This window comes from Spirosoma fluviale (assembly GCF_900230225.1).
GTDB lineage: Bacteria > Bacteroidota > Bacteroidia > Cytophagales > Spirosomataceae > Spirosoma > Spirosoma fluviale.
In genome coordinates, this window is sequence record NZ_OCNH01000001.1 from 982,637 (window position 1) to 1,008,969 (window position 26,333).

General features: G+C 50.2%; 19 protein-coding genes and 1 tRNA gene. 12 read left to right on the forward strand and 8 right to left on the reverse strand.

Features of this window, described 5'->3' with window-relative positions; translation table 11 throughout:
* Positions 1–176: 176 nt before the first annotated feature.
* On the reverse strand, positions 177–818 hold the full coding sequence (gene pdxH, locus CRO74_RS04110; RefSeq protein WP_097124718.1) for a pyridoxamine 5'-phosphate oxidase: 642 nt from the start codon (positions 816–818) through the stop codon (positions 177–179).
* 94 nt (positions 819–912) lie between these two features.
* Here pdxH and CRO74_RS04115 point away from each other — a divergent pair, with 94 nt between their 5' ends.
* From CRO74_RS04115 to CRO74_RS04125, 3 genes are all read left to right on the forward strand, one after another.
* Positions 913–3,186 carry a DUF349 domain-containing protein gene (locus CRO74_RS04115; protein WP_097124720.1) on the forward strand — a complete coding sequence of 758 codons (2,274 nt, stop codon included), beginning with the start codon at positions 913–915 and terminating at the stop codon, positions 3,184–3,186.
* Positions 3,187–3,374: 188 nt separating this feature from the next.
* Positions 3,375–3,458: transfer RNA gene (locus tag CRO74_RS04120), tRNA-Thr, on the forward strand.
* A gap of 52 nt (positions 3,459–3,510) precedes the next feature.
* Complete coding sequence (locus CRO74_RS04125) at positions 3,511–4,164, forward strand: hypothetical protein (RefSeq protein WP_097124721.1); 654 nt, start codon at positions 3,511–3,513, stop codon at positions 4,162–4,164.
* Positions 4,165–5,104: 940 nt separating this feature from the next.
* Here CRO74_RS04125 and CRO74_RS04135 read toward each other — a convergent pair.
* From CRO74_RS04135 to CRO74_RS04145, 3 genes are all read right to left on the reverse strand, one after another.
* Positions 5,105–6,085 carry a hypothetical protein gene (locus CRO74_RS04135; RefSeq protein ID WP_097124724.1) on the reverse strand — a complete coding sequence of 327 codons (981 nt, stop codon included), beginning with the start codon at positions 6,083–6,085 and terminating at the stop codon, positions 5,105–5,107.
* A 44-nt stretch (positions 6,086–6,129) separates the two neighbouring features.
* The gene (locus tag CRO74_RS04140) at positions 6,130–7,002 is read right to left on the reverse strand and encodes an N-acetylmuramoyl-L-alanine amidase-like domain-containing protein (protein ID WP_097124726.1); all 873 of its coding nucleotides are present in this window, start codon (positions 7,000–7,002) and stop codon (positions 6,130–6,132) included.
* A gap of 63 nt (positions 7,003–7,065) precedes the next feature.
* The gene (locus tag CRO74_RS04145) at positions 7,066–8,790 is read right to left on the reverse strand and encodes an alpha-amylase family glycosyl hydrolase (protein WP_179830115.1); all 1,725 of its coding nucleotides are present in this window, start codon (positions 8,788–8,790) and stop codon (positions 7,066–7,068) included.
* Positions 8,791–8,926: 136 nt separating this feature from the next.
* Here CRO74_RS04145 and CRO74_RS04150 point away from each other — a divergent pair, with 136 nt between their 5' ends.
* The 9 genes from CRO74_RS04150 (at position 8,927) to CRO74_RS04190 (ending at position 19,297) form a co-directional block, all read left to right on the forward strand.
* The gene (locus tag CRO74_RS04150) at positions 8,927–10,819 is read left to right on the forward strand and encodes a glycoside hydrolase family 13 protein (RefSeq protein ID WP_097124728.1); all 1,893 of its coding nucleotides are present in this window, start codon (positions 8,927–8,929) and stop codon (positions 10,817–10,819) included.
* A 149-nt stretch (positions 10,820–10,968) separates the two neighbouring features.
* Positions 10,969–12,582 (forward strand): sensor histidine kinase, encoded by a 1,614-nt coding sequence (locus tag CRO74_RS04155; protein WP_245877752.1) that lies wholly within the window; start codon positions 10,969–10,971, stop codon positions 12,580–12,582.
* 73 nt (positions 12,583–12,655) lie between these two features.
* The gene (locus CRO74_RS04160) at positions 12,656–13,219 is read left to right on the forward strand and encodes a Crp/Fnr family transcriptional regulator (protein ID WP_097124730.1); all 564 of its coding nucleotides are present in this window, start codon (positions 12,656–12,658) and stop codon (positions 13,217–13,219) included.
* Positions 13,220–13,365: 146 nt separating this feature from the next.
* A complete protein-coding gene (locus CRO74_RS04165; RefSeq protein WP_097124731.1) occupies positions 13,366–14,982 on the forward strand; it encodes a glycoside hydrolase in 1,617 nt (538 codons plus the stop codon).
* A gap of 100 nt (positions 14,983–15,082) precedes the next feature.
* Positions 15,083–15,532 carry a hypothetical protein gene (locus CRO74_RS04170; RefSeq protein WP_097124732.1) on the forward strand — a complete coding sequence of 150 codons (450 nt, stop codon included), beginning with the start codon at positions 15,083–15,085 and terminating at the stop codon, positions 15,530–15,532.
* 27 nt (positions 15,533–15,559) lie between these two features.
* Positions 15,560–16,291: a DUF4386 domain-containing protein gene (locus tag CRO74_RS04175; protein ID WP_097124734.1), complete on the forward strand. Its 732-nt coding sequence runs from the start codon at positions 15,560–15,562 to the stop codon at positions 16,289–16,291.
* Positions 16,292–16,333: 42 nt separating this feature from the next.
* Entirely contained in the window at positions 16,334–16,990 is a 657-nt protein-coding gene (gene pgmB, locus CRO74_RS04180; RefSeq protein ID WP_097124735.1) for a beta-phosphoglucomutase, read from the forward strand.
* Positions 16,991–17,079: 89 nt separating this feature from the next.
* On the forward strand, positions 17,080–18,672 hold the full coding sequence (locus tag CRO74_RS04185; RefSeq protein ID WP_097124736.1) for a SulP family inorganic anion transporter: 1,593 nt from the start codon (positions 17,080–17,082) through the stop codon (positions 18,670–18,672).
* Positions 18,659–19,297: a carbonic anhydrase gene (locus CRO74_RS04190; RefSeq protein ID WP_097124737.1), complete on the forward strand. Its 639-nt coding sequence runs from the start codon at positions 18,659–18,661 to the stop codon at positions 19,295–19,297. The genes CRO74_RS04185 and CRO74_RS04190 overlap by 14 nt, the downstream gene beginning before the upstream one ends.
* 14 nt (positions 19,298–19,311) lie before the next feature.
* Here the strand turns inward: CRO74_RS04190 and CRO74_RS04195 are convergent, their stop codons facing one another.
* The 4 genes from CRO74_RS04195 to CRO74_RS04210 form a co-directional block, all read right to left on the reverse strand.
* Positions 19,312–21,843 (reverse strand): DUF5686 family protein, encoded by a 2,532-nt coding sequence (locus CRO74_RS04195; RefSeq protein ID WP_097124738.1) that lies wholly within the window; start codon positions 21,841–21,843, stop codon positions 19,312–19,314.
* 232 nt (positions 21,844–22,075) lie between these two features.
* Complete coding sequence (locus CRO74_RS04200; protein WP_245877753.1) at positions 22,076–22,492, reverse strand: DUF3024 domain-containing protein; 417 nt, start codon at positions 22,490–22,492, stop codon at positions 22,076–22,078.
* 81 nt (positions 22,493–22,573) lie between these two features.
* On the reverse strand, positions 22,574–23,290 hold the full coding sequence (locus CRO74_RS04205; RefSeq protein WP_097124740.1) for a DUF4405 domain-containing protein: 717 nt from the start codon (positions 23,288–23,290) through the stop codon (positions 22,574–22,576).
* A 152-nt stretch (positions 23,291–23,442) separates the two neighbouring features.
* Positions 23,443–26,250 carry a TonB-dependent receptor gene (locus CRO74_RS04210; protein ID WP_097124741.1) on the reverse strand — a complete coding sequence of 936 codons (2,808 nt, stop codon included), beginning with the start codon at positions 26,248–26,250 and terminating at the stop codon, positions 23,443–23,445.
* Between the last annotated feature and the right edge of the window lie 83 nt (positions 26,251–26,333).

Consider the following 26,333-nt stretch of genomic DNA (forward strand, 5'->3'; position numbering starts at 1 on the left):
AGTGATTGAGCGATTAAGTAAGTAAGAATAAAAGTAGGGGGCAAAACTATTCACTTGGTCAATGAATCGCTAATGCACTCTTCAGAATTAAACGCGTTGCCGGGCGCATAGTGGCCAATCGGCTACTGAGCCAGCCAGATTAATTTTGTCGACCGAACGGAATAGAAAGCAACCGGCTACGGCGACAACCGTTCGATAAGCCAGTTTTCGCCTTCTTTCCGATACCGGATCCGATCATGCAGTCGGCTGGGGCGTCCCTGCCAGAACTCAAGTACATCGGGAACAACCCGGAAACCACCCCAGTGTGGCGGACGCGGAATAGGCTGACCATCAAACTGTTCTATGAGTTCACGCTGCCGGGTTTCCAATACGTCCCGACTGTCGATAACGGCACTCTGGTGCGATACCCAGGCACCAATCTGGCTTCCTCGGGGGCGACTATTGAAGTAATCGTCTGATTCTGAGGGAGCTACTTTCTCTACCCGCCCTTCAATCCGGATCTGTCGTTCTAGTTCGGGATAAAAAAAAGTAAGCGTAGCGAACGGATGTTCGGTAAGTTCACGGCCTTTACGGCTTTCATAGTTTGTATAGAAAACAAAACCGGCATCTGACACATCTTTTAGTAGTACAATCCGCCCATCCGGACGACCATCCTTCGAAACGGTGCTTACGTGCATTGCGTTTGGTTCAGGAACGGCCGCACCAAGGGCAGCGTCAAACCACTCTTTAAACTGGGCAATCGGATCTGGTGAAACATCGGCCGCGTCCAACCCGTTTAAGGTGTATTCGTTCCGTAACTTGCTGATAGCTGAAGGCATCTTATTATGTTCGTTAGTGGCTTTTCAATGACTGTACTACAAGAAAATCCGCATATTGTCGTACTTTTGCAAAAGTAATCGGTACGTTCCCAACATGGCAAACGAAGAACAGGAAATTAACCAGCAGCCGGAAACCCCAATTCAGGCAACCGACGTGCTGGCAGTCAATACGCCCGAAGAGACCACACCCGCATCGGCAGATAGTTCCGTTTCGGAAAATACCACTTCGGTTGTTTCGGATGAAGCCCCGGCTCCAGAATCTGTAGTCGAGGACAGCACAGCTGTATCCGAACAAACAGAAACGCCTTCTGCTGAATCTGAAGAGACACAGCTAACAGCCGCTAGTGCCGACCCAACAGATGATCTATCGGCCGAAACACCGGTAGAAGACGCATCGCCGGTTGCCGAAACGGCAGCCGAGCTCACAGTTGATACGCCCGTAACGGCAGTATCCGATGAGGTTCAGGTGACTGAATCTGCGCCGGTAGCTGGAGATGAGGCCTCTGTCAGCGAAGAGATTACGGCACAATACGCTGAGTTGGAGGACGCTGAAGATGAGACCGCTGCACAGGCCGCTGTTGATTATAGCCACTTCACCAAGCAGGATTTTGTGAATCTCCTCGAAACACAGATGGCGGCTATCAGCATTGCGTCGGTTTCGCCGGGCGATTTCAAAAAAGCAGATCAGATACTGAAGGAAGTGAAGCCCCTTTTCGATCAGATGAAGCGGGCTGAGCGCGAAGCTGCTTTGCAGGCATACGTTGCAGAAACGGGTGCCGAAGAGGGTTTCGAATATAAGTATGACGATTCGGTACAGCGGTTCGATGAGTTGTATAAACAGATCAAGAGTCAGAAAAACACGTACTTCCAGAATCTGGATAAAGCGAAGGATACAAACTTCGCTTCTAAAACGGAGTTGCTGACTCGTCTGCGTGAGCTTGTCGAAACAGACGAGAATAACGCCGGCGACCCAAAAGTTAGCTGGAACGAATTCAAGAAAATCCAGGACGAATGGAAAGCGGCCGGGAATATGAACTCCCCGCACAATGCTACGCTCTGGGCAACGTACCACGCGCTGGTTGATCGCTATTACAGCAACCGCAACATCTATTTTGAATTAAAAGAACTCGACCGTAAGCGAAACACCAGCCTGAAAACGGAGGTGATTGAGAAGGTTGAAGCGATGGCGAAAGCAGCGGAAGAGACGCCCGTAACGCGTCAAACCATTGATGAAGCCAACGCATTGTTCGAAGAATATAAGCACATCGGTCCGGCGCCTAAAGCAGAGCAGGAAGTACTGTGGGGCCGGATGAAAGCTGCGTTGGATGTACTGTACGACAAACGTCGCGGCCAAACTAACGAACAGCGGAAAGAGTCGGCACAGTTGTACGAAGAAAAGTCGGCTATTTACGAAGAATTAGTGCCCATTACCTCATTTACGTCGAACAGCATTAACGACTGGAACGACAAAACGAAGGCGGTAATGGCCTTGCAGGATCGTTGGAACGCCATCAAAGGCCCAATGCCCCGCGAGGAAGGTAAAGAGCTGAGTAAGAAATTCTGGGCTGCCTTAAAAACATTCTTCCACAACAAAGGCGAATTCTTCCGCCAGCTCGAAAGCAAGCGGGAAGAAAACCTGCGGGCCAAAACCGAACTCTGTGAGCAGGTTGAAGCCATCCTGGCAGCGGGGGAGGAGTCGCCCGAAATTACGCAGACGGTTATCGAATTACAGCGCCAGTGGAAAAACATTGGTCAGGTACCGGAGAAGCAGAAGAACACCATCTTCGATCGGTTCAAAGCAGCCTGTGATGCGTTCTTCAATAAGAAACGCTCGAAAAATCAGGAAACTGAGCGTGAGTTCGAGAATAATCTGACGCAGAAGATTGCCCTGATTGAACGCATCGAAGCGGCCGCAAGCGCTAATGCTGATCTTTCCGAATTGAATGAGTTCAAGAAGGAGTGGAACAGCATCGGTTTCGTACCGAAGAAAGACATGCAGTCCATTCAGAAGCGGTACATAAACGCGGTAAATGCCTTGGTGGGCTCAACCGGTAAAATACCGGCGAAAGACAAAGAGCGGATCATGCTGCAAAGCGAAGCAGAAGCAACCCGTTCGGGTGGCCGTGATCGGGATCGCGACTTCGGTCGTGGAAACCGCGACGGTGGTGGCGAAAATAAGCGGGAAGGAGACATCCGTCGGCGTATTACGTCCATCGAGAACGATATTGCTACCTATCGCAACAACATCGAGTTTTTTGCCCGCTCGAAAAACGCCGATAAACTGCGTGCAGAAATCGATAAGAAAATTGCTGATGCAGAAAAACAACTGGACGATCTGCGTCATCAGTTACGAGTAGCACAGGCATAAATTTTAACAGAACCACAGCCGGGCCAACATTTGGATCAGAGAGCTAAGAGATTGGCAATCAATTCAAACGTTGGCCCGGCTTTGATTCTGTTAAAAAAAACTTTTTACTTTTTCTGCCTCAGTTTGCATAAAGAAGCGAAAAAGCCTACTTTTGCATCACGATTCGGAAACGAATTAAAAAGGGAGTCGCCAGTGTCGGATAGCGGTCGATTCCGCCTGATTTGTAATCAGGATGCGCAAGCGCGTCGGGGGTTCGAATCCCTCCACTGGCTCACTAGAAATCAGCCACTTAGCAGAAATGTTAAGTGGCTTTTTTACGTTTGTATGAAACACTGGCTCATTCTTCTCCTGCTTTTCCAAGTCAATCAGTTGGTTGCCCAAGCCACGCTCGTAGGGCTGGGTACATTACGAATGACGAGTACAACCCCGGACTCACTCAACAAAAACGAATTTACAGAAGATGACCAATCTTATGTGAAAGGAACAATAGCCCTACCCTGCACACATATCCGTTCGTTTAAATCCAAGAGGGCAGTAGTTGAGGGAGTGGTCATAACAAATGTCAACCTATACTTCTATGACAACAGCCTATTTAAGCTGTCCTGCGATTACAGTGATAATCTTGAACGGGTTTTTACGAAAAAATATGGTCTGGGAACGTCACAGCCAACCCGTCGTCTCTCACTTTGCACCAAAGAGAAAGAGAAGCCATTAGTTCTTAAGATCACTCTGTGGCAACAGGATGATATACTGGCGTTGTTCAATCAATCAACCGGGTATACGGCTACGTGTGAGCCCGAAAACAAGCGACGGCTGGATATCGCCAGTCAGCGATTGCAGGCACTGGCATCTGACTGCGAGTTGAGAAACACGGATCAATTCATTGACGAGATACTAAACGAACTGCGCCGACAGGAAACACAATCGGGACCCACTCAAGAATCTGGAAAAATAAAAAACACGCCTGAAAAATTATAGACTGATCCTTAGTGGCTTAGCTTCGTAAGCGCTGTGTAAGATGATTCCACTGAATTAAATAGATTTTTTTGGACAATATGGGAGCTACCTGACTCGTATTTTTGTGGTATGAGCAGTGCTGATGAAAAATTAATTACCTTCTTCAAAGGTCGAAAATTACCACCAAAAGGCTACTTTCAAATATCCGCCTGGGAATCAACATTCAACTTGAAGAATACCGTTGATCTGGCTGTTATAGGCCTTCGGGCAGGGGATAGTGCCAGTAGAGACACGTTGCTGCGTATTAGGGAGAAGTTGGAAGCCAGCGCGAAAACAGAGTCATAACGCGTCCTTACACATCATAAAAATGCCTAACCTACAAAGGGCAGGCCAGGCATTTATCGATAGGTTGGTAGATACTGTTTAGACCCTGAAAAAAGCGTTCTAGTCACAGCTAAACGCCCGTTTATCTAGTTAATGGTAGTACCGTTACAAGGGTAACGGTATACCTCAACTGCCAATCAGTTACGCCAGTGGGCAGCTTTTAGAGGTATTACCCAAGGGAATAACCATACAAAAACAACGGGGAACAAAGGCTATTCGGCTACTGCGGTTTGATATGCGTATACGGGACTTGGTGAGGCCGATGGGAAGAAACTCGCCGGTGTTCTAACCAATGTACCCATTGCTTAAGCCGACTGTAATTTATTCCGGTAGCATGCCAGCGACGAGGATCAATTCAGGTGATGGAGTAAAACCGGAATCAACAACAATACGAGTAACAGCAGCATAAAGACAAGTTGCCAAAAACGTGAGTAATGGACATAGCGACTATTTCCGGCTACCATATTCATTAGTTCATTTATCCAATTCCTTGCCATTCAGTTAGTTATCGCTTGTTTGTTACAAAAGTAAGCGATTGCCTGAAAAGGGACGTGTTATGAAATTGTTACGCTCCGAATCACTTTTTACGCTGATAGAAATACAGCTTCTGCGTGGTGAAAAAGGTTCTTTCAGATGTCGTGTAATAGCCCGACCCATCGCCTGCCCAACAAACGGCCTCTCCCTGGGGCTCGTCGGCTAGTGGTATCAACAGAGGCTCACGTTTGAGGGCATCAACAACGGATTCGCGCGAATGGCGTTTGTAATAAACAAGTTTTTTATACGTACGTAGCAGAATCTCGCTGCCATCGCTGGATACAGAGGCTGCCGTGACCTTCTCGAAAGGCAGGGTTAGCACACGAGTCATCATTGTAGGCTGGTTAACAGGTTGCGGGTAGGAGGCCCGATAGACTGTTGAATAATTACCTTTCGAAAAAATAAACAAATCTTTTGTGAGTGGGTCCAGTAGGAAAGCTTCGGCATTTTGCGGGCCGTCCGGCAGCTTGAATCGAAGCGCATCGACCGAGGTAATGTGTTCTGTTACGGGTAATTTCTTTCCGGTTATGGTGGGCTCTATAAAGCGGTAAATGATTTTCTGAGCGTACTTAAAATCGTTATCGCCAATTTCAGCCACGTACACATAGCTTTTACCTGCTACAGGGCCTGGCCCAGTGGCTATATCTTCCCAATCACGATTGATCAACCCATCGAGGATATAGCGGGCACTTACATCACCCGTTTTTGTCAGTAATTGAATTTGATTGGCATTCCCGGAGTCTTCCTGTGTCCAGAGGTAACCCGGACTCGTAGGGCTCGGCGCTAGTCCGGAAGCTTCGACCAGTGATGCATCAGTCAGTGTGGCGACAGGCCTTGGTTGTGTAAAAAGCGTAGTGTCGACTTTTAAGTCAGCAACGGTGTAGCGAACAGCGGAATCTTCAGGCGACACAGGTCGTGAATTTGTTAATGAACCCAGCGTCGTGAAAAGTGCGTTGTGGCTGATCTGAGTATAGGCGATAATGAGCCCTACAACCCCAAAAGGCCATAAATGAGTTAATTTCATTCGTATGATCTGAGACGCCTGATACTGGCTGTTGATCGGATGAATTACTTTCCGCCTACCGCTACGGCAGGTACCGTATTGGAACGCAGACGGGCTACCCGTATTCCGGATAGCCGTTTATGCAGTAGAACGTAATCGCTTATCGGATAAGGCGAAATAACGACTGCACTCTGGTCGGAGGAAGCATGCATAAGGTGCATGCGCCCATTAGGCTGGCGAACGGCGAGCCCAACATGGCGCATATCAAGACCCGGTCGTGCCGCCAGTAACATAACAATATCGCCGTCCTGTAACTGTGCCTCTGCCTGCCGGATATTCTTAACCGGAATGAAGGAGAAAGACTGCTGGCTCAATGAGGCTTCGGTAAGTGCTACCTGTTTGAACGTGTTTGGATCACGCAGTTGAGGGTATTTGTACATAGCCGAAGTCATGAACGAAACGGGTTTGGCAACCGTGATTTTACCGGGTAGCTCGTTGCTTACGTCGGTAATCAGTCCTTTGCGTTCGTTATCACGCAGCCAGTCGGAGAAATAATGCAATCGACTTGCGTATCCGTCAATGCGGCCGTTTCGGTACCGAAACCGGGTCAGGTAATTCCGGAAGGCCTGTTCTAAAAGGCTGGTACCCGGCTTATGGCCAACATCATGCAGGGCGAGCGTTAGCGCCAGAACGCTCTCCAGGTAGGTCGTACAATCAAACTCGCGGAAGTTGATAACCAACTGCTCGGTGGGCGTCTGGTCGAGCGTGTAGGGAACGTAGGGCTTTCCCATGAATTGCTTTCCGATGAGTATGGCGGTTTCGGCAGATGTTTTGCCCGTTGTGAGGGTTAGCGAGCGGAAATCGCTGGATGTTGTATCCTGCGCCTGAACAACCAGTGAAAGAACTAACAGGAAAAGTGTAGTAAACAGTTTTATCATAGAAGAGCAGCTATTTTCGGCTGTAGCCTGTGGACGTAGACACAGCCGAAAAGTACCGCAAATTTACAATTTAATTTCCAGCACCCGAACACTGCGTGGTGGGAGTTCTAAAGGAATACCCCGGCGTCCAATAGCTTCAAACTGTATATCCGTCAGGAAGATATCGCTCAGCCGCAATGTCCTGGAGGAGTTTAAACCCATAGCATCGAAGGCTGCTTCTGGAATAGCAATGGTTGTTTCGTAGGTTTGGTGCTGGGAGAAATTACAGACGATCAGCAGTTTCTGTCGGTCTGTAAACCGTAAATAACTATATATCTGATGCGCATCGTAGCCAGCGCTTTGCCCATTGTCATTTACGTATTGCAGGTCGTAGAAATAGCCATTCTGAATGGCATCGGACCCGTTGACGAGGTGGTTTAGCCGTTGGTAAAAAGCACGCAGATTACGTTGGTCGTCGGTGAGACCAGCGCCATCATAACGACCTCCGTTGAGCCAACCCTGCCACTCGGGTAGTCCCCAGTAATCGAATATGGTGGTTCGGCCATCGTCGCCACTAAAGCCTTCTGACCCTTCGGCCCGAACCCCAACTTCCTGCCCAAAGTAAAGCAGCGTTGGGCCGGTGTGCATGGTGGCTGCGAGGGTCATAGCGGGTACAGCGGCCCAGGGGTCGTTGGCGAAAAACCGTGACGCAATGCGCTGTTCGTCGTGGGTTTCCAGAAACCGGAGCATATGTTGGGCAAAATCGCCGGATTCCTGCTGCCACACACGGGTAAGTTCGTAGCAGGAGCCATGCCCCTCCATGAGCCGCCGGAGCGAATCGTACAACCCTACCTTGTCGTACAGGTAATCGAACCCTCCTTCAAAAATAAAGGAACGGTACAGGCTCGGATCGTAGATTTCGGCAATAAATATCAGACGGGGATATTGCCGCTTCACCCGCCCAATAGCCCAGTGCCAGAACGCAACCGGCACCATATGCGCCATGTCGCATCGAAAACCGTCGATCCCTTTAGCAGACCAGAAGAGCAGAATATCGAGCATTTTATGCCAGGTATCCGGAATTGGGTCGAACTGACGGCTCCCGTCGAATACATTGAAGCCATAATTGAGCTTTACCGTTTCGTACCAGTCGTTGATGTCGGGCTGGGCCGTAATGGAGCCGCTACCGGTCACTTTGGCCGGGTATTCATGAATGGGCGTCCTATTCGGCGAACTGCGTCCCGCTTCCGGAGAAACGAAGGTTTCGCCCGGCAGGTAATAAAAATTGTTATTCGGCGAAAAGTGGACCGAGGTATCGTCTTTCTCCCCTAAATCGACAACACCGGTGGGTCTGGCATCTGACCCATACTGCCGGGCTACGTGGTTCGGGACAAAGTCGATGATCACCTTCAGGCCGTGGGCATGGGTACGATGGACAAGGGCCTCGAATTCGGCCATCCGGTTGGGTACATCAACGGCCAGATCGGGGTCTACGTCGTAATAATCTTTAACGGCATAAGGAGATCCTGCCTTACCTTTTACAACGGCTGGGTCGTCGGGCTTGATGCCGAACGCGGAGTAGTCGGTTTGGGTGGCATGTTCCACGATTCCGGTAAACCAGACGTGCGAAACGCCAAACTGCCGGATCGACTGTAGCGCTGCTTCGTTAATATCGTTGAATTTTCCGGCACCGTTTTCTGCATACGTGCCATTGTGTATGTTGGTGGTTTTTTGATTGCCAAACAGACGGGTAAAAATCTGATAGATAATCAGTTTATCCATTACCGGGACAACAGAGAGGGTATGCATAGGTTCAGCGTTAAGCAGGGTACAACCACCTTTCAGGATGCAGACGCAAAACTAGGCCCTTTTTTGACGAAAATCCTGGGTTATTTTTGCGTTATTGTTGCATTATTTTTAGTCAGAATTAGAAATCATTACGTTCATGCATAATCAACTCACTATACGACTATATTTTTTACTGGTGGTTACGCTTCTTGCAAGCTTGTCACCAGCAAGGGCACAGGCCCCCCGAATTCAGCGCGTAAACCCAACCAACTGGTGGGTTGGGATGAAGAACCCCAATCTGCAATTGCTGATCTACGGACCCAATGCGGGCAGCCTGACCTACAGCATCAACTATGCCGGGGTGAAGCTGGTGAAAGCACATAAGGTTGAGAATCCAAACTATGCGTTTCTGGATTTGACGATTGCGCCGACGGCCAAAGCCGGTACGCTGGCAATTGTCGGGAAGCGCGGAAGCCAGACCATTACCCAGCCGTTTGAATTGAAAGCCCGCGATAAATCGCCGAAAGGGCAGGGGGTAACGGCGGCCGATTTTATCTACCTCATCATGCCCGACCGATTTGCCAACGGCGACCCGTCCAACGACAAGTTCCCGGATATGCTCGACACCCAGGCCGATACTAAAAACCCGTATCTGCGGCATGGGGGCGATTTTAAGGGAATTATCAACCACCTCGATTATTTAAAAGACCTTGGGGTTACGGCGCTCTGGCTTACCCCCGTCATCGACAACGACGAAACCTTAAAGAAAGAAGGGCCGGACCGTAACCAGGCCGGGTATCATGGCTACCATTTTACCGATCATTATCAGATCGACAAGCGGTTTGGCGGCATTGCGGGCTATGTTGAACTGGCATCGGCCCTGCACAAGCGGGGAATGAAGCTGGTACAGGATGCGGTCTATAACCACATTAGCGACGACCACTGGTTTTTTAAGGACAAACCCATGCAGGACTGGGTCAATGTATGGCCGACCTACACTGGTTCTACCCATAAAGAACAATCCCTTTATGATCCACATGGTGCCACGGCGGACAAAAAAACACTGCTCGATGGCTGGTTTACGCCTTTTCTGCCCGATTTGAATCAACGAAATCCGTACGTAGCGAACTTCCTGATTCAGCACGCCATCTGGTCTACGGAGATGTTTAGTCTCGATGCCTGGCGCATTGATACCTACAAGTACAATGACCTTGCTTTCCTGAATCGCTGTAACAAAGCACTCATGGACGAGTATCCAACCATTCACCTTTTCGGCGAGTCGGTCGTCAATAATCCGGTTGGTCAGGCATTTTTTGTGAAGAATACCGTTGGTTTTCCGTTCAAAAGTAACCAGCCGGGCGCACTGGACTTCGTGCTGTACAATGCCTTTAACGACGCCCTGAACCAGCGATTCGATTGGGACTCGGGCGTGAACCGCATTCATCAGGTACTCGCCCAGGATGATGTCTACGCCGATCCTAATAAACTGGTTACGTTTCTGGAAAACCACGATACCGACCGCTACCTGTCGGTGATTGGGGATGATTTTGATAAGTACAAGCTGGGCGTTACCTGGCTGCTTACTACGCGGGGTATCCCACACTGGTATTACGGGACGGAAATTTTGATGAAAGGCACCAAAAACCCAAGTGATGCCGAAGTCAGAAAGGACTTTCCGGGCGGTTTTCCGGGCGATAAAGAGAACAAATTCGAGGCTGCCGGACGAAATAACCGGGAAAACGAAGCCGTTCAGTTTGTGCGTAAACTGGCTACTTACCGACGTAACAATCCGGTTCTTCAATCCGGGAAACTTACGCAGTTTGTACCGCAGGAAGGAACGTACGTGTATTTTCGGCATGACGCCACCAAGACCGTTATGGTGGCGTCCAACACCAGCGATAAAGAAATAACGCTCGATACGTCCCGATTTGCTGAACGTATGAAAGGATTTGCATCTGCGAGAAACATACAGACGGATACTCAGTTAACTACTCTGGATATGATTAGGCTGCCGGCAAAATCCGCACTGGTATTAGAGTTGATGAAGTAAGGAAAATGTTATCTTTAATCTCCACGTTCCTGGGTAATCTAACTGATATCCAGGGATGTAGAGATTCTTTTTGAAGAATAAGTTTCACTATTCGAGCTCCTGGCAATCTAATCCGGCAGTTATTCTTCAAATACATAACTAGTAAAAGAATGGGTCCATCATCTGTCCCTGAGTTGCAAGATCAATGGCCTTCTCAGGGTATATCGGCTCGATCGCCCGAAGCGGTCCGGCTGGCGTTGGCTGCCTTCGATGCGTCGCTGAATAGTATAATTTCTATGACCGCTATCCGGGATGCCAATGGCCAGATCGTGGATTTTCAGATGCAAACCGCCAACAAGTCAGTTGAGCAGAGTTTGGCCATGACGCCCGATCAGATTATTGGCACCCGGTTGCTGGATACGTTTCCCGGCAATCTCGATTCGGGCCTATTCGACGTCTACGTGCGGGTTGTTACGACCGGAAAGCCCGACCAAACAACGCAGTACTACAAAGACGATAAGGGTCTGGAAGCCTGGTTCACCGTATCGGCCGTACTGCAGGAACCAGAGACCGTTGTGGTTACGTTTATGAATGTGACCGATAGTAAGCAGGCTGAACTGGCCTTGAAGCAACAAACCGACTTGTTTCAGGCGGTGCTCGATAATGTGCAGGCGGCTATATCGCTCCATGCAGCCATTCGGAATGCGAATAACCAGATTGTCGACTTCCGGACGTTGATGGCCAACCGGCGCGCAAAACAGATGTGGGGTGATCTGGAGGAGCCGATCATGACGCAAACGTTTCTTCAGGTGGCCACACCGGATCAGCTGGAACAGGATTTCGATAAATACATTCGGGTGGTCGAAACGGGGGAGCCAGACTTGACCGAGTTTAATATTGGCGAACAGTGGTGGCTCCGAAGAGCCGCGAAATCGGGGGATGGGGTAGTCATTCTAAACATGAATATCTCCGAAAACCGGCATTACCGGCAGCAACTCGAAGCCGCCAATACCGAACTCAAGCGGTCGAACGAGAACCTGCAATCCTTTGCCTACATTGCTTCGCATGATCTGCAGGAGCCGCTCCGCAAAATTCAGGCGTTTGGCGACATCCTGAAAGAGCAGTATTCGCCTTTGCTGGATAACGAGGGCCAGTACATGATTGAGCGGATGCAATTGGCTGCCGAGCGGATGTCATCCCTTATTCGGGACTTGCTCGACTATTCGCAGATAACGTCCCAGCGGGATATGTTTCGGCCTTTTTCGCTGACTAAATTGCTCGAAGATATCATCGAAGACCTTTGGCATCCGATTGAACATACCAATGCCCGAATCGAACTGGGTTCCGGTAAGGACTACCCGTTACCTGATCTTGTTGGCGACCGATTTCAGTTGCGGCAACTGTTTCAGAATTTGCTGTCCAACGCCCTTAAATTTTATAAAACCAACGAAGAGGGCCTTCCAATACCACCGGTTATAACCGTTTCGGCGCAGCAGAAACAACGCGCTGATTTACCCGTCGATGTGCAGCAGGACTTACCTAGAAATGAGTCATTCTGGGTAATTCGTGTGGCCGACAACGGTATTGGCTTCGACCAAAAACACGCCGATCTTGTGTTTGAAGTCTTCAAACGCTTACATAGTCGGCAGAAGTTTGAGGGAACCGGAGTAGGCCTGGCGGTGGTCAAAAAAGTTGTTGAGCAGCACGATGGTGCCATTCGGGTGCAGAGTAAGCTTGGTAAAGGAACTATCTTTACAATCTATCTGCCCGCTTATATGGACTGATTGTTAGGGCGTTGTGCTGGCGGTCGGTCGTAGTAATGGCTCAGTACGCTCGTTTTATACATTCTCAATATCGATGGAAAAGTTACGCTTGTTTTTCGGCGAGAATGGTTTCGATGAGGACCAGCAGACAACCATTGCCCAATCGTTCTCACGGCAGGAGTTGACGAAGGGCAGTTTCTATTTGCGCGAAGGCCAGATTAGCCAGCAGTTAGGGTTTGTTGAACATGGGTTGTTTCAGTATTTCTGCACACGGGACGGGGAGGAAATAACCACCTACACGACTGGTTCGGGTGGTTTTTTAGTTTCGCTGAGCAGTTTCCTAAAACAACGGCCCGCCCGTGAATCCATCCGGGCCTTAACTGATAGCATTATCTGGGTCATTCAAAAACCATCTTTCGATCAACTTCGGCGGGAGGTCACCTCTTTCGAAAGTTTTTATGTTGGTATTCTGGAGGAACAGATTAACTGCATCGATCAGAGTCGATTCAACCTGTTGACCCTAACAGCCGAAGAGCGTTATCAACGATTAATGGCCGAAGAACCAAACCTGTTACAGGACGTACCACTCCAGCATTTGGCATCTATTCTGGGAGTAACACCACGGCATCTAAGCCGTATCCGGGGCCAGGTTCGGTGAACCGGGTTACCCGTATATTGCCAGTCTGCCGTAAGTCAACATTGGTAGAAGGAGATCTATTTTTTTCGAAAAAGGGGTGGTCACTCAGTAGAATAAGAGCCGTTGGTAAATTTAGATAGTAGATTTTACACAAACGACTCGTATCGATGAGACCAACCCTCGCTCTAACCCTACTAATCCTGCTCACTGGCTTAAGCAGTAGTGTATCCATGCTAGAGCCAGTGCTTCAACTGAACGATAGGTCGGGGTGGAGGTTTGGCGTGCCTGCTGATGAACCCGTAATCGTTAATCTACAGGAGGAATTTCAGACCATTCATAGTTTTGGCGCGTCGGACTGCTGGTCGGCAAAGTACATCGGCAAATGGCGGGATGAAGCAAAAAAAAATCAAATTGCCGATCTGTTATTCAGCCTGGATACCCTGTCTAACGGGCAACCCAAAGGAATAGGATTGTCTCTGTGGCGGATCAATATCGGAGCCGGAAGCTACGAACAGGGTGATAGTAGTGCCATTACGGACAGCTGGCGTCGGGAGGAATGCTTTTTGACGCCGGATGGTCAGTACGACTGGACCAAACAGGCCGGAAGTCAGTGGTTTTTACAGGCCGCCCGTCGGCGGGGAGTGCGTTACATGCTGGGCTTTACCAACTCCGCGCCCGTTCAGATGACCCGGAACGGGAAGGCATTTTCGCCGGGTGGGCGCTCGTTCAATCTCAAACCTGCCGCCATGGAGCCCTTCGCCGATTTCCTGACGACGGTTGCCGATCATTTCAAACTCGATTACCTGAGCCCTATCAACGAACCGCAGTGGGACTGGAAGGCCGAAAAAAACGGTCGAGCCAAGCAGGAAGGATCTCCCGCCGAAAACGCCGATATTGCCGCTGTTACACAGACCCTGTCGGCAAAACTTTCCCAGCGGAATACTAAAACCAGTATCGTAACGGGTGAGACGGCTCAGCTCGATTACTTATACGCAAAAGCAGAAAGTGGCCGGGGGCGCCAGCTGGATTATTTTTTCGCCCCCAGCGAAGCCCCGGTTGTGATGAAGTTACCCCATGTTGAGCCGGTTTGGGCATATCATAGCTACTTCACAACCTGCCGGGATTCGACGCTGGTCGATGTTCGCCAAAAAGCGGCCCAGCGAGCCAAAGCGGTTGGAAGCCCAATGTTGTGGCAGAGTGAGTTTGGCGTGCTGGGCGATATTTGCGGTCAATACAATGGTGGCCCCCGACATACCGATATGAACTACGGCCTGTACGTTGCCAAGGTTATTCATAACGACCTGACAGTTGCCAACGTAACGTCCTGGCAGTGGTGGCTGGCGATTAATCCCTATAATTACAGCGATGGTCTGGTCTACATAAACGGTCCCGACGGGGCTTATAAAAATCATGATAACGCCCGAAATGATGGGCAAGTGGTCGACTCTAAACAACTATGGGCGTTTGGTAATTATGCCCGCTTCGTGCGGCCCGGAATGAAGCGCATCGCCGTTCGTTTGGCCGATAGTAACCCCGTCAAAGAAGCCGGTCAATGCATGGTGTCGGCTTACAAAGACGAACGTCGTAAGCAGCTTGTACTGGTTTGCATCAACATGACCCCTACGGCTAAAACTTTACCCCTCAAAGGGCCGGCCATTCGGAACAGCCGCTTTACCTGTTACACCACCAGCGAAACAAAAACGCTGGCAAAGTCGGTCGTTTCATCCGGTGTTATCCAACTGGAGCCCAGGTCGGTTGTCACCCTGGTGGGAAGCTACAAATAACCGCTTAAAAAGCGGGTAGCGTACGAATTAGACATTTGTCCAGTAGATTCGCCGGGCGGCCAGTCAATTTTGTATCATCAGATTTAACCAAATAGATGATATGAAATTACTGGTTTTTGGGGCTCTTCTGGTCATGTCCGGCCCCTTATTTGCTCAGCGGTTTTCCCGCAATGAAGTTAGTATAAATGGATTCCGTAACCCGTCTATCGGGTTGGAATACCGCCGGAGCCACGTTTCCGTTCATGCGGGCTATTACCCCACCAACTTCACCTCGGGCGTTACAACGTCGTTTGTCCGTACCGGGTTGACCTACTGGTTCCTGCCCGTTGGGCAACGATCAAATCCATCCTCTTTTTACGCATCCGGGTCTTACGTTCGGGGACTGGATCGGGATTACGAAGGGAAAAACGGGGTCATGGGCGAAGCAGGTTTTCGCTGGATGGTTTGGCAGGGTCTTAATCTGCGGCTGGGCATTGCGGTCCTGAAGGCACCCGGACAGGACCTGAAAGTCAACCCGACACCGGGCATTAGCTACTCCTTTGCCTGGTAAGCCGTCAACGCAAAAAAGCTATTCATCATGGAAAGAACTGAATTGCCGTCTTACCGGCTCATTGGCCACCTATTAATCATTGGGGCCGTTCTGGTCTTAATTCCTTACACCATCCTGACAATCATCTTCGACTATCCCGATATTCTGCGCCAAGACCCCGGTGTTGTGTTGATACGTTTTCAGGCGGGCGGCCCCGCACTTATTGCCACCTGGTGGGCATTTGCCATCACTGGCTTTCCGCTCCTGATCGCTTACGTACTAATTGGCCAGCGGCTGGAAACAAAAGTTTACTTCGTTCGGTGGGTAACCCTGGTTGGTGTTGTGTCGGGATTGGTTCAAATTATTGGTCTACTACGCTGGACGTTTGTTGTGCCGGTGCTGGCGTCTACCTACGTTCATACCACCGACCCCGCCATCCGGGCCGCCAGCGTGGTTGCGTTTCAGACCATTCACCAGTTCGGGGGCGTGGTACTGGGCGAGCACCTGGGTCAGTTGCTTACAATTGTCTGGACGATTATGCTTTCACGGGCTTTCGAACGACTTGGCTTTTTTCCAAAATGGGTGAGCTGGTTCGGTTATATGGCGTCGGCGGTGTATTTGCTGGCGCAGGGGGATTTAGCCGCAACGGTTATTCCGGGTTTTCCGGTTTGGGATTTGGCTGGCTTGCTGGGGAGTACTTTCTGGCTCATCTGGCTTTTGATTACTGGCGTTCAATTTATGCGGTTGAGCCAGCCAAAAGGGATAGCCGCACTTGCTTAAATCTGTCTACCTTTGCGCCTTATTAAGCAGATAAAGCCCAAAATGAGTCAGATAAAAGCCTTTCTTTTCGACCTCGACGGGGTCATCGTTGATACCGCTATTTACCACTATCAGGCCTGGAAACGGTTGGCCAATGAACTTGGTTTCGATATTTCTGTAGAGTTTAACGAGGGACTCAAGGGAGTCAGCCGCATGGAATCGCTGGACCTTATACTGGCCCACGGGGGGCTGACACTGTCTGGTGAGAAAAAAAATGAATTAGCCGCTCAGAAAAATGAATGGTACCTCGAACTCGTCAGCCGCATGAACTCCGACGATATACTGCCCGGTGTAGCCACCTTTTTCTCGCAGGTTCGAAAAGCCGGTTTACAAACGGCTCTCGGCTCAGTCAGTAAGAATGCCCCCCTTATTCTGGAACGCATTGGCATGACGGAGGCCTTCGACGCCATTATAGACGGGACGAAGATCAGCAAGGGTAAACCAGATCCGGAAGTATTCACGAAAGGAGCCGAAGAACTTGAGGTAAATCCTAACGAGTGCGTCGTATTTGAAGACGCCGTAGCGGGTGTTGAAGCCGGTAAACGGGCAGGCATGTTTGTGGTTGGACTGGGTGCTGCCCACGTGCTGATACAAGCCGATCTCGTCGCTCTCTCTCTGGAGAATCTCACTGTACAGGAGGTTTTATCGAAGGCTGAATAAGTTTATGTATGTTTTTTTAATCCTTCTTTAATCTATTGGTGGCTTTTTGCTAAATTCAGCTTCGATTGATACTGAGGTTAACTAAAACAATGCCACTTACTAATTCCCTTCGCACATTTCAACACTATCGGACGACCTATCTTCCGAATGATCTAACGGCGGGCCTGTCAGTATTTCTGGCAGGCTTGCCGTTGTGCCTGGGGATTGCGCTGGCTTCCGGTGCCCCTCTGTTTGCCGGCCTTGTGGCAGGCATCATCGGCGGCATTGTGGTTGGTCTGCTTTCCGACTCCGAGGTTAGTGTGAGCGGTCCTGCTGCTGGTCTGGCCGTCATTGTGGCCGAGTCTATTACGGCCGTCGGCACCTTCGAAGCGTTTCTGGTAGCGGTCATTCTGGCGGGTATCATCCAGTTGATTATGGGGCTGTTGAAAGCGGGCAGACTTAGCAGCTTTTTTCCAGATTCGGTCATCAAGGGCATGCTGGTGGGTATCGGTCTGGTCATTATCCTAAAGCAAATTCCGCACGCCCTCGGCCGGGATAACGACTACGAAGGTGAGTACGAGTTCAGCCAATTGGCCGATCAGGAAAATACGCTCTCCGAAATCTATCGGGCCGTTGCGACGGCTAGCCCCGGTGCGGTAGCCATCAGTCTGATCGCCTTACTCATTCTTATTGGCTGGGATCAATTGTCCAGAAAAGGCATCCGGTTTTTTCAGGTCGTACCTGCCGCGCTGGTGGTGGTGCTTGTTGGCGTGGGGTTGAATCAGTTTTTCGGTCATTATCTGACAAGCTGGTATCTGGGCGATTCCAACGAGCATATGGTTCGGATACCGGTTCTCGCAGCGGGAAACGGGCTGTCTTCTATTCTCGATTTTCCCGACTTCAGCATCCTGGGCGATACCCACATTTATGGTATTGCGGTTACGATTGCACTCGTCGCCAGCCTTGAAACACTCATCAATCTCGAAGCCATCGACCGAATCGACCCGCTCCGTCGGGTATCCTCGGGTAGTCGGGAACTGATGGCCCAGGGCATTGGTAACATTCTGTCCGGATTTATGGGTGGTCTGCCCATGACATCGGTTGTCATCCGGACGTCTACTAATGTGTATAGCGCCGGTAAAACTCGGTTGTCAACCATCATTCAGGGCATACTGCTGATGGTGTCGGTACTGGCAGCGGGCTCCGTTATCAACCATATTCCACTGGCCAGTCTGGCCGCACTGCTCATTGTTATCGGCTACCGTTTGGCTCGACCGGCTCTTTTCGCGGCTATGTATCGGGAAGGTATGAGCCAGTTTATTCCCTTTATCGTTACTGTGCTCGGCATCCTTTTTACCAATCTGCTCATTGGCATTCTGGTGGGGCTGGCGGTTGGCTACCTGTTTGTGCTTTATACAAACTCACAGGCTTCATACCGCGTTATCCGGGATGGCAAAAATGTGCTGATCAAATTCCAGAGAGACGTTTATTTTCTGAGCAAACCCAGGTTAAAGGAAACGCTTCGGTCGTTCAAACCCGGCGATTCAATATTGGTCGATTGCCGGTATGCGAATTTCATCGACCGCGATATTTACGCCCTGCTCGTTGATTACGCCCTGACGGCCCGAACGCTGGGAATTGACTACGAACTCCGCGAGGTGACTCAACACAAACGAAACCTACCAACCCATGCAGCCATCTGAGAAGTTATTGCTCTATAACAAAGCCTGGGTTCAGGATAAACTCGAACTCGACGATAACTATTTTGCTACGCTGGCGTCTGATCAAAAGCCCGAGTTTTTGTGGATTGGCTGTTCCGATAGCCGCGTTCCGGCCAACGAGATTACGGGAACCGATCCCGGCGAAATGTTCGTGCATCGAAACATTGCCAACCTGGTCGTTCCCGGCGATCTGAATATCCTGAGCGTTGTTCAGTATGCTGTTGAAGTGCTGCAGGTAAAGCATGTTATCGTGTGCGGGCACTACGAATGCGGGGGCGTAAAAGCTGCTATGGCAGGTAAGAAATTAGGCCTTATCGACCAGTGGCTTGTCAACATCAAGCGGGTGCAGGAGAAATACCAGGCCGAACTGGACCAGATTGCCGATGCCCACACTCGTTTTGACCGGCTTGTCGAGCTAAACGTACAGGAGCAGATTTACCGCCTGGCCGAAACCGATAGTGTGCAGAGGATGTGGGCGAGTCATCAGATCCCGAGTTTACACGGTTGGGTGTTCAACCTTCGAACCGGTCTGTTGAACGAAGTCATCAACCTGGAACCATCGGCCGTGGCCTTACCGGACGAGCAGCTAAAGCTGGTTGTCAGATAAAAAGGTAAGGTTGCTTAAAACGCCAGCCAGCCCGATACTTTGATGGCAAAAGGCGTGACGGGAATGCCCGTACGGCCAATATTGTCGCGGTAGGTAAGTCGATGAATCGCATCGACACGGAGTACTTTAAAGATGTTGTCGATGCCGTAGCCCACTTCAACATAAGGCGTTCGGGTCAACGAGCTGAATCCTTCAACGGCCTGCCCAGTCTCATTAACCGCTGGAATAACCGCTAAATTGCTGGTCGATACCCCACCAATGAGCACTTTTGCGGTAACAAGTTCACGCCATTTAAGCTGCCGAAGCAACGGGAGCCGGTTAAACAGCAGACCACCAAAGTTGTGTTCGTATTGTACCGTCGCCCAGCGGTCGCAGATAAACTCGAAGTAGTTCATTAGATTGTACGCATTCCCAACATAAAACGACGATTCGTTGCCCAGCGGAGTGTACAGCAGCGGATACGGAACCGTTGAGGGAATAATACCGGCGCCGATGGTATAATAGGACCTGCCCAGCACGCCCATGCGAAAGGAGTGCTTCATGGTGAGGGCAATGCGCTGGTACGTAAAATCGCTGCCCATTACATCCCGTAGGGCAAGCGTGTACCGCAGGGTAAAAATGGGCTTGCGGATGGCCCCGGTGCTCACGCGCACATTGTCGTTTTGCAGGATGACTTCGTCGGGGGCAAAGCGCGTTTCCGAAATCAATTCCGTGATCCGGTAGCTGCTCCGAATTGTCTGGTCCTGATCGTTCAGCTGGGGGCGGAAAGCAAACGGAAACAGCGGCTCAAAATTGCGGTTGCGCAGGGCAACTGTCTGGGTGAAACCACGGCCCATCTCGCGCCGGAAGTAGGCCAGTTTCTCTTCCTGAAAATAGGGTCGCCGAATGGTGCCGAAACGCGAATAAGCCCCAAACAGGGAGTTATTGCCGATGTTGTCGGCCGATACGCCGATCCGTTCCAGATCATAACTCTGCCGAACGCCAATGACTGTCCAGGGCTTACGACTAAGGATATACTCGATGTTGGCGCTGTACTTCAGCTTTTTATCCTGCGTACCATAGGCCACGTAGCCGCTCAGCAGCCACTTTCGGCTGAAACCGGTATTGGTTCGTAACCCAAGCCGAAACCGCTGCCCTTCAATGGTGTTACTGGCATACGAATAAAGAAGCGGGCCAAGTTCAACGTTTAATTTCCCCAGCGGCTTGTACCCAATCACACCCAACTTGATAATCTCACCGGCCACTCTCATAAACGGAACGTTACGAACAGAGTCGACAACTTCCATAGCTCTGTACTCACGCGGGGAGAGGGATGCCGGTCGGGCGCGCTGCCAGAAAGCGGCATCGGTATCCTTGTAATCATCCGAAAGTTCGATGGATGGGTCATAAAATCCGACCTCTTTCGGCTGGTTTTCAACAATGTTCGTGGCCGATGTAAAAAAACGAACCAAAGCGCCCGGTGCGCGTGGGGTTGGCTCGTCGGTATCAATCATCACCTGCGTCTGGGTTGGAAAGCGAAGACCCGAAGGAGTGGTTTCCCAATCCTGCTCGATGTGTAGCTCATCGACAAAGTTGATATTCGCCCGCTTGCCGACCCGGGCGTCCATCTGGGCCAGCGAAAAATGAAGCGTATCAATAAGTAGCGTTCCCGTAAAGGCCAGGTCGCTGGCTCGTTTTGGGGTGAACTCAATGGCAAAGCAAACGGCGTTGTTCAGAACAATTGTGTCCCTGAGACGAAATCGGTAAATCGTTTCCCACTGACTGCCAATCGGGGAGGGGATGTCTTTCTGAAGGATGTTAACGGAGTTCCGGTAGAAGTTGTACTGCTGAAACGAGGCACCGGTTAGCTGGGAAATAAGGCCACCATCGCTAACACCAACCCCTGTAACGTGCGATTTCAGTACGCGCTCTTTTATTTTTTCGGGTTGGGAGCGGGCGTAAAAGTTAGAGACCGTTTCCGAAATAAATACGGGTACGGCTGGTTGCCCGTTTTCATCCACAATGGCGGGCAGTTTGCCCAACAGCCGCCCGATAGGCCCCGGTTTCCGGTTGTTTTTACGCTTTTGGGCAAAATTATTGATGTATCCTTCAACTTTTGTGTAACTATCGTACTGATAAGCTACCATTTTTGCCGGGTTGTATTCATCGCGCCTTCTAAGGGCTTCGCGCATGATCCGATAAGCCGGGTCACCTCCTTTGGCGTACACTTTAACCTCCTTTAGCTTCGTGGCAGTTGCCGTAAGTTGCGCGTTTATCGTCTGGGATGCCTGCTGCAAAAGAGGGTAAGCGGTGGTTCGATAGCCCAAACTTAAAATGATGAGCGAATCGGAGATTTGGGTGAGCCGAAGCGAATAACGACCGTCTACGTCGGAGGTGGTACCGGACGTTTTGCCCTTCAGCGCAATACTGGCAAACGGAATGCCTTCGCCGGTAGCCGCGTCCGTCACTCGCCCCGATACCACATAAGCGGTCTGGGCAAACGCCGACAGCGACAAGCCGAATATAACCAGGCTATACGTTATAACGAACAGTAAGAATTGCTTCATTCAATGGTCAGGCAAACAGGTATTCCTTCAATTAACCGGATAGTAGTCAATAGAGTTTACTATATGGTGAAAAAATGACTAAAGGAGGCTCATATTTTGGCAAGCGATTAATAATAAGGTCGGTAAGAAGTCAGAAATTGACCTAAACTAATACATAAACGCAGACCAACATGATCTGTACGCGTTATCTTTCTGTTACGTTGCAGGCAGACAGCGATTACGGGCGGACCAATTATCCCCAGAAACAATAATATTCGTCCTGTTCAACCAGAGCAACAAACTGGTCTATTGTTTTCACAAAAGGTTGTGGTGCGTAAATCTGCCACTTTAAATTTGAGCGCTGCCAGAAAACCTTCCAGTGGTCCTGCGCTTTTACAAATGTAGCCTTTGCCACCGCCGACTCGAACCGTTCGTCTGGCTGGTGAAAGTAGGGGCGGCTCTCAAAGATAATGATACTCTGATTGTCTAGTTTGTACCCTATGTCTATCTGATCCCTTAGCTCTTCACTGGGTCGGATTTTATCAATGTAATTTTCCAGCACCTCGATTGTATCCAGTGTTAAAAGAAGATCCAGACTCATGGCGATTGAATACGGTTTAGAGAAAGGTTGATCGGAAAGGATTTTACGCCGTTGAACGACAGAATCCATTTAATTAAAACCAGTTCTGGATTTTATTAAATGGATTCTGGATGCTGTCAGCTACTACGGGCCTGGTCTAAAGTTGCAATCTTATTGCACGGATGGAAATGCCCGTTGGGCCGCAATGATTTTCCACTTCTTGTCCTGTTCTTTCAGGACGTGCGAATACACAGAAGGGGATGTGGCCGTTGAGTTGGTTGATGTACCATACACCAGAATTGTGTGGTCGTCGAGGGCTTCGGCGCGGTCTACCTTCGTTTTCAGCGTTTCCGGAGCTGTACGGGCTAACAGGTTCTTCTGAATATCTGACCCATTCAGAATTGTTCCGGCTTCGGTCAAAAGTGCTGTTTTAACGGGCATTACGGCGGCCAATGCGCCCGTGTCGCCTTTGGTATAGGCTGTTGCGTAGGCTGTTTCAACGGCGCTGGCAATCGAATCGACAGCAGCTTGTGACAACGGTCCACCGCGCGGCCGACTACCCCGCACCAGGTCTTTACCAGCATTACCCAGTTTCTTGAAAACGGGTACATCGAACCCAATACCCGCAGCAAAAATGGCGACAATGACAACGGGTATGATCAGTTCTTTTTGAATGCTGCCCGTTCGGCGACTTTTGGAATACCCAACAATCGAAGACCAGTTATTGACAATGTGAAAGACCGCAGCGATAAAGAACAGTACACCAAACCAGGCGTGGGTATGATCGACAACATAGCCGCCCTGCCCAAAATAAATTAACAGGCCCGTAATGGAAAGAACGAAAAATACCGCTGAAACGGAAAGGCTAACCAAATTTTTTGACTTCATGATCTATGTATAGGGAATGTACTGGCAAAATCGAAAATGAACATGTAATAAACAAGAAACCCCTCTCGCAGAGCAAGAGGGATTGATCACCAACCTAATCTAATTATCTTGAGCCCCGCCAAAAAGTATGCCGGAGGGTAATGAGTCTGCTATTATCGTGGACGGCCACCGCCACCCGTTCGGCCACCGCCACCAGCTGGGGCCGCTGGAGCTGCCTGTTGCTGGTTATCACCACCGCCACCACCTTCGCCTTCTTTCACGTCGTCGTTATTAACCGACTTCCGGCGTTTCTGGGGAGCATCAAAGCTCATTTTACCCAGTTTGTAGCTGAACGTCAACCGAACGCCTGCGTTGTAAAAGCTGGTCTGCGAGTTTTGCGTCAGGATGGGTGAGGATAACTCAGACCGCTGCGTAAATGGGTGGTTGAAGATATTCTCTCCGGCCAGACCCAGACTGGCTTTCTTATTGTTGAATTCCTTCCGCATACCAATGCTGTAGAAGTACATTGGGGTTTGGTAACCCTGCAATTGTACCTGCTTACCACGGCCACCGCCGAACAATTGGAACGCCCAGCCATTGCTGAGTGAAACGCTGCTTTGAATCCGACCACCAATTACCCAGCCGGAGTTCGACGCCGAATAAATTGGGTTGGCGTTGTTATTTGTCAGGCTCACATGGTAAAGATCGAGGCCGCCACCCAATTGTAGTTTCCGGAAGAGTGTCCCGTTGCCGAACAGGTTTATCCCGGCGGCATCCTGACGACCGACGTTCTGGTAGGTTGTCCGGATTACCTGCTGAAAAACCTGGCTGGTCACATCACCGAACGATTGCTGCGATACATCACGAACGGCGGTGATTTCATTGGCCGTGCGCCGGGCAAAGAGCGAAGCGTTCAGGTATAATCCTTTAATGTTGGCACTGGTGCTAAATTCGATGTTGTCCGTAAACTCCGGCGATAGCAGGGGGTTACCCTGGGTAATGTTCGTTGGGTTTGCGGAGTTCACGTTAGGATTAAGGAACTGGATACCCGGACGTTGAATACGGCGGTTATACGCCAGTTTGATAATCTTGCCGTCTTTCAGGCTTTTCGAGATATTGATGCTGGGAACCAGCGTACCGTAGTCGGGTATAGCTGTCGACTGGCCGCTTACTTCTTTGCTAAATCGGGCATTAATAAAAGTATACTCGTAACGGGCACCGGCCTTAACGGTGTATTTATTTTTCGTTGTCAGGGTGTATGACAGATATGAGGCCGCAATGTTCTGGTCGTAAAAGAGCGTATTGGAAGGACGGTTTTGGTCAACGATATAGTTGAAGTTATCGCCGGTAGCGAGGTAGTAGGTGTAATCGCTGTTTACTTTCCGGAAAATGCCTTTCGCTCCGAATTCGAGTAGCTGGTTGGTTTTGATGGGCGTCTGATAATCGATCTGGAGCGTTGACTCCTGATTGTAACTAAGGTTGTCATTCTTTTGGCGCGCTGTAATCGTCTGGAAATCAGCACCGCTCAAAATGTCCGCTACGAAGTTATTTGTCCGGTTGTTGCGGCTGAACAAGGCCAGAATACTGAATTCCTGCTGCGGTTTGTAAATCTTGGTGTAAGTCACGTTCGCATCGACCGTTCCAGACAAGTCCTTAGTTTGTACATTCCGGTCATTCACGGTTGGGAAAAAGCTGTTAGGACCGGTTGTTTGTGTGAGCAGGTTATATTGATTTGCCGTACCATTCCGGGCACCGTAGCGTAGGCTGGCGGTAATCGAAGTGCGTTTGTCGATGTCGTAATCCCAACCCAGCTGGTAGTTACCAAACAAACGCTGGCTCAGGGTAGTGGCTGTCTGAAGGGTACGGGTGCTGCCCGAGAAGGTATTCGTTGCTGCGTCATAACTGCGGGTTGTCTGGTCGTTGGTAAAAGCCCCTTTTACATTGTATTCAGCCCGGCCAAACCCGCTGAGCGAGAAACCCATTTTGCCCGTGCGGTAGTTGCCGCTCAGCCCCAGGTTACTGCCCCGGTTCCCCACACCTCCGTTCACATCGAGCGTCGCGCCTTGCAAGGTTGTTTTCTTGGTCACGATGTTGATGATACCCGCTGATCCTTCGGCGTCATACTTGGCCGAGGGTGAGGTAATGACTTCAACGGTCTTGATCATGTCGGCCGGAATCTGCTTCAAGGCATCGGCCACACTGCTGGCGACAATAGTAGAGGGTTTATTGTTGATAAGTACCGTAACATTGGCACTGCCCCGTAAGCTAACGTTACCGTCCAGATCGACCGATAGCATTGGGACTTTGCGGAGAATGTCGCCCGCGTCGCCCCCTTTGGCGGCAATATCTTTATCGGCATTATACACCAGCCGGTCCACTTTCTCTTCGATCATGGCGGCTTGTCCTACCACGTTCACTTCACTCAGTGTCCGAACGTCGGCACCCAGCTTTATGGTGCCCAGATTAATGTCGCTATTCTTGTCAATAGTAAGTACGCTGCTTCGTTTATCCTTGTAGCCGATAAAGGAATATTGGAGCCGGTACCGGCCGGGTGCTACCTTGCCGAGGGTAAATTTACCTTTAGCATCGGCAGTGGTGCCGTCAATGGGTTTGTTGGTAGTCGTGTTGAGTAAAGCGATTGTCGCAAATTCTACGGGTTTGTTCGTTGTTGAATCCATCAGAACACCCGTTATTTTACCCGTTCCACGAACGATTGGCTCCGCTTCTGACGGTGTAGCACCTACCTGAGGTGGCACACCTGCCGGACTGCCAATACGGGAGGGCCGGGAGCCCGCCGGTGCGGTGAAATTATCCGGACGAGTAGTAGCTGGTGTTGTGCCAAACGGGTCTGGAGCTGGCGCCGGGGCGATTGTGGTATCGGCTGAAGGTGTTGTCGGCGTTCCGGTGGCAGGCGTCCCCGTTGTTTGGGCAAGAGAGACGGTTGCGCTAACGATGAGTAAAGATAGTAACAGGGCTTTCATGAGGTTGTCGATTAACGGCTCAAAAGTGAGACGTTCTATTTAGAGAATAAAAACAATTTGGCTGAATGCCGTTTTTTGGATGC

Coding starts and splice junctions, on each gene's coding strand:
- pdxH (WP_097124718.1), bottom strand. CDS start 818: ATGCCTTCAGCTATCAGCAAGTTACGGAACGAATACACCTTAAACGGG.
- CRO74_RS04115 (WP_097124720.1), top strand. CDS start 913: ATGGCAAACGAAGAACAGGAAATTAACCAGCAGCCGGAAACCCCAATT.
- CRO74_RS04125 (WP_097124721.1), top strand. CDS start 3,511: ATGAAACACTGGCTCATTCTTCTCCTGCTTTTCCAAGTCAATCAGTTG.
- CRO74_RS04135 (WP_097124724.1), bottom strand. CDS start 6,085: ATGAAATTAACTCATTTATGGCCTTTTGGGGTTGTAGGGCTCATTATC.
- CRO74_RS04140 (WP_097124726.1), bottom strand. CDS start 7,002: ATGATAAAACTGTTTACTACACTTTTCCTGTTAGTTCTTTCACTGGTT.
- CRO74_RS04145 (WP_179830115.1), bottom strand. CDS start 8,790: ATGCATACCCTCTCTGTTGTCCCGGTAATGGATAAACTGATTATCTAT.
- CRO74_RS04150 (WP_097124728.1), top strand. CDS start 8,927: ATGCATAATCAACTCACTATACGACTATATTTTTTACTGGTGGTTACG.
- CRO74_RS04155 (WP_245877752.1), top strand. CDS start 10,969: ATGGGTCCATCATCTGTCCCTGAGTTGCAAGATCAATGGCCTTCTCAG.
- CRO74_RS04160 (WP_097124730.1), top strand. CDS start 12,656: ATGGAAAAGTTACGCTTGTTTTTCGGCGAGAATGGTTTCGATGAGGAC.
- CRO74_RS04165 (WP_097124731.1), top strand. CDS start 13,366: ATGAGACCAACCCTCGCTCTAACCCTACTAATCCTGCTCACTGGCTTA.
- CRO74_RS04170 (WP_097124732.1), top strand. CDS start 15,083: ATGAAATTACTGGTTTTTGGGGCTCTTCTGGTCATGTCCGGCCCCTTA.
- CRO74_RS04175 (WP_097124734.1), top strand. CDS start 15,560: ATGGAAAGAACTGAATTGCCGTCTTACCGGCTCATTGGCCACCTATTA.
- pgmB (WP_097124735.1), top strand. CDS start 16,334: ATGAGTCAGATAAAAGCCTTTCTTTTCGACCTCGACGGGGTCATCGTT.
- CRO74_RS04185 (WP_097124736.1), top strand. CDS start 17,080: ATGCCACTTACTAATTCCCTTCGCACATTTCAACACTATCGGACGACC.
- CRO74_RS04190 (WP_097124737.1), top strand. CDS start 18,659: ATGCAGCCATCTGAGAAGTTATTGCTCTATAACAAAGCCTGGGTTCAG.
- CRO74_RS04195 (WP_097124738.1), bottom strand. CDS start 21,843: ATGAAGCAATTCTTACTGTTCGTTATAACGTATAGCCTGGTTATATTC.
- CRO74_RS04200 (WP_245877753.1), bottom strand. CDS start 22,492: ATGGATTCTGTCGTTCAACGGCGTAAAATCCTTTCCGATCAACCTTTC.
- CRO74_RS04205 (WP_097124740.1), bottom strand. CDS start 23,290: ATGAAGTCAAAAAATTTGGTTAGCCTTTCCGTTTCAGCGGTATTTTTC.
- CRO74_RS04210 (WP_097124741.1), bottom strand. CDS start 26,250: ATGAAAGCCCTGTTACTATCTTTACTCATCGTTAGCGCAACCGTCTCT.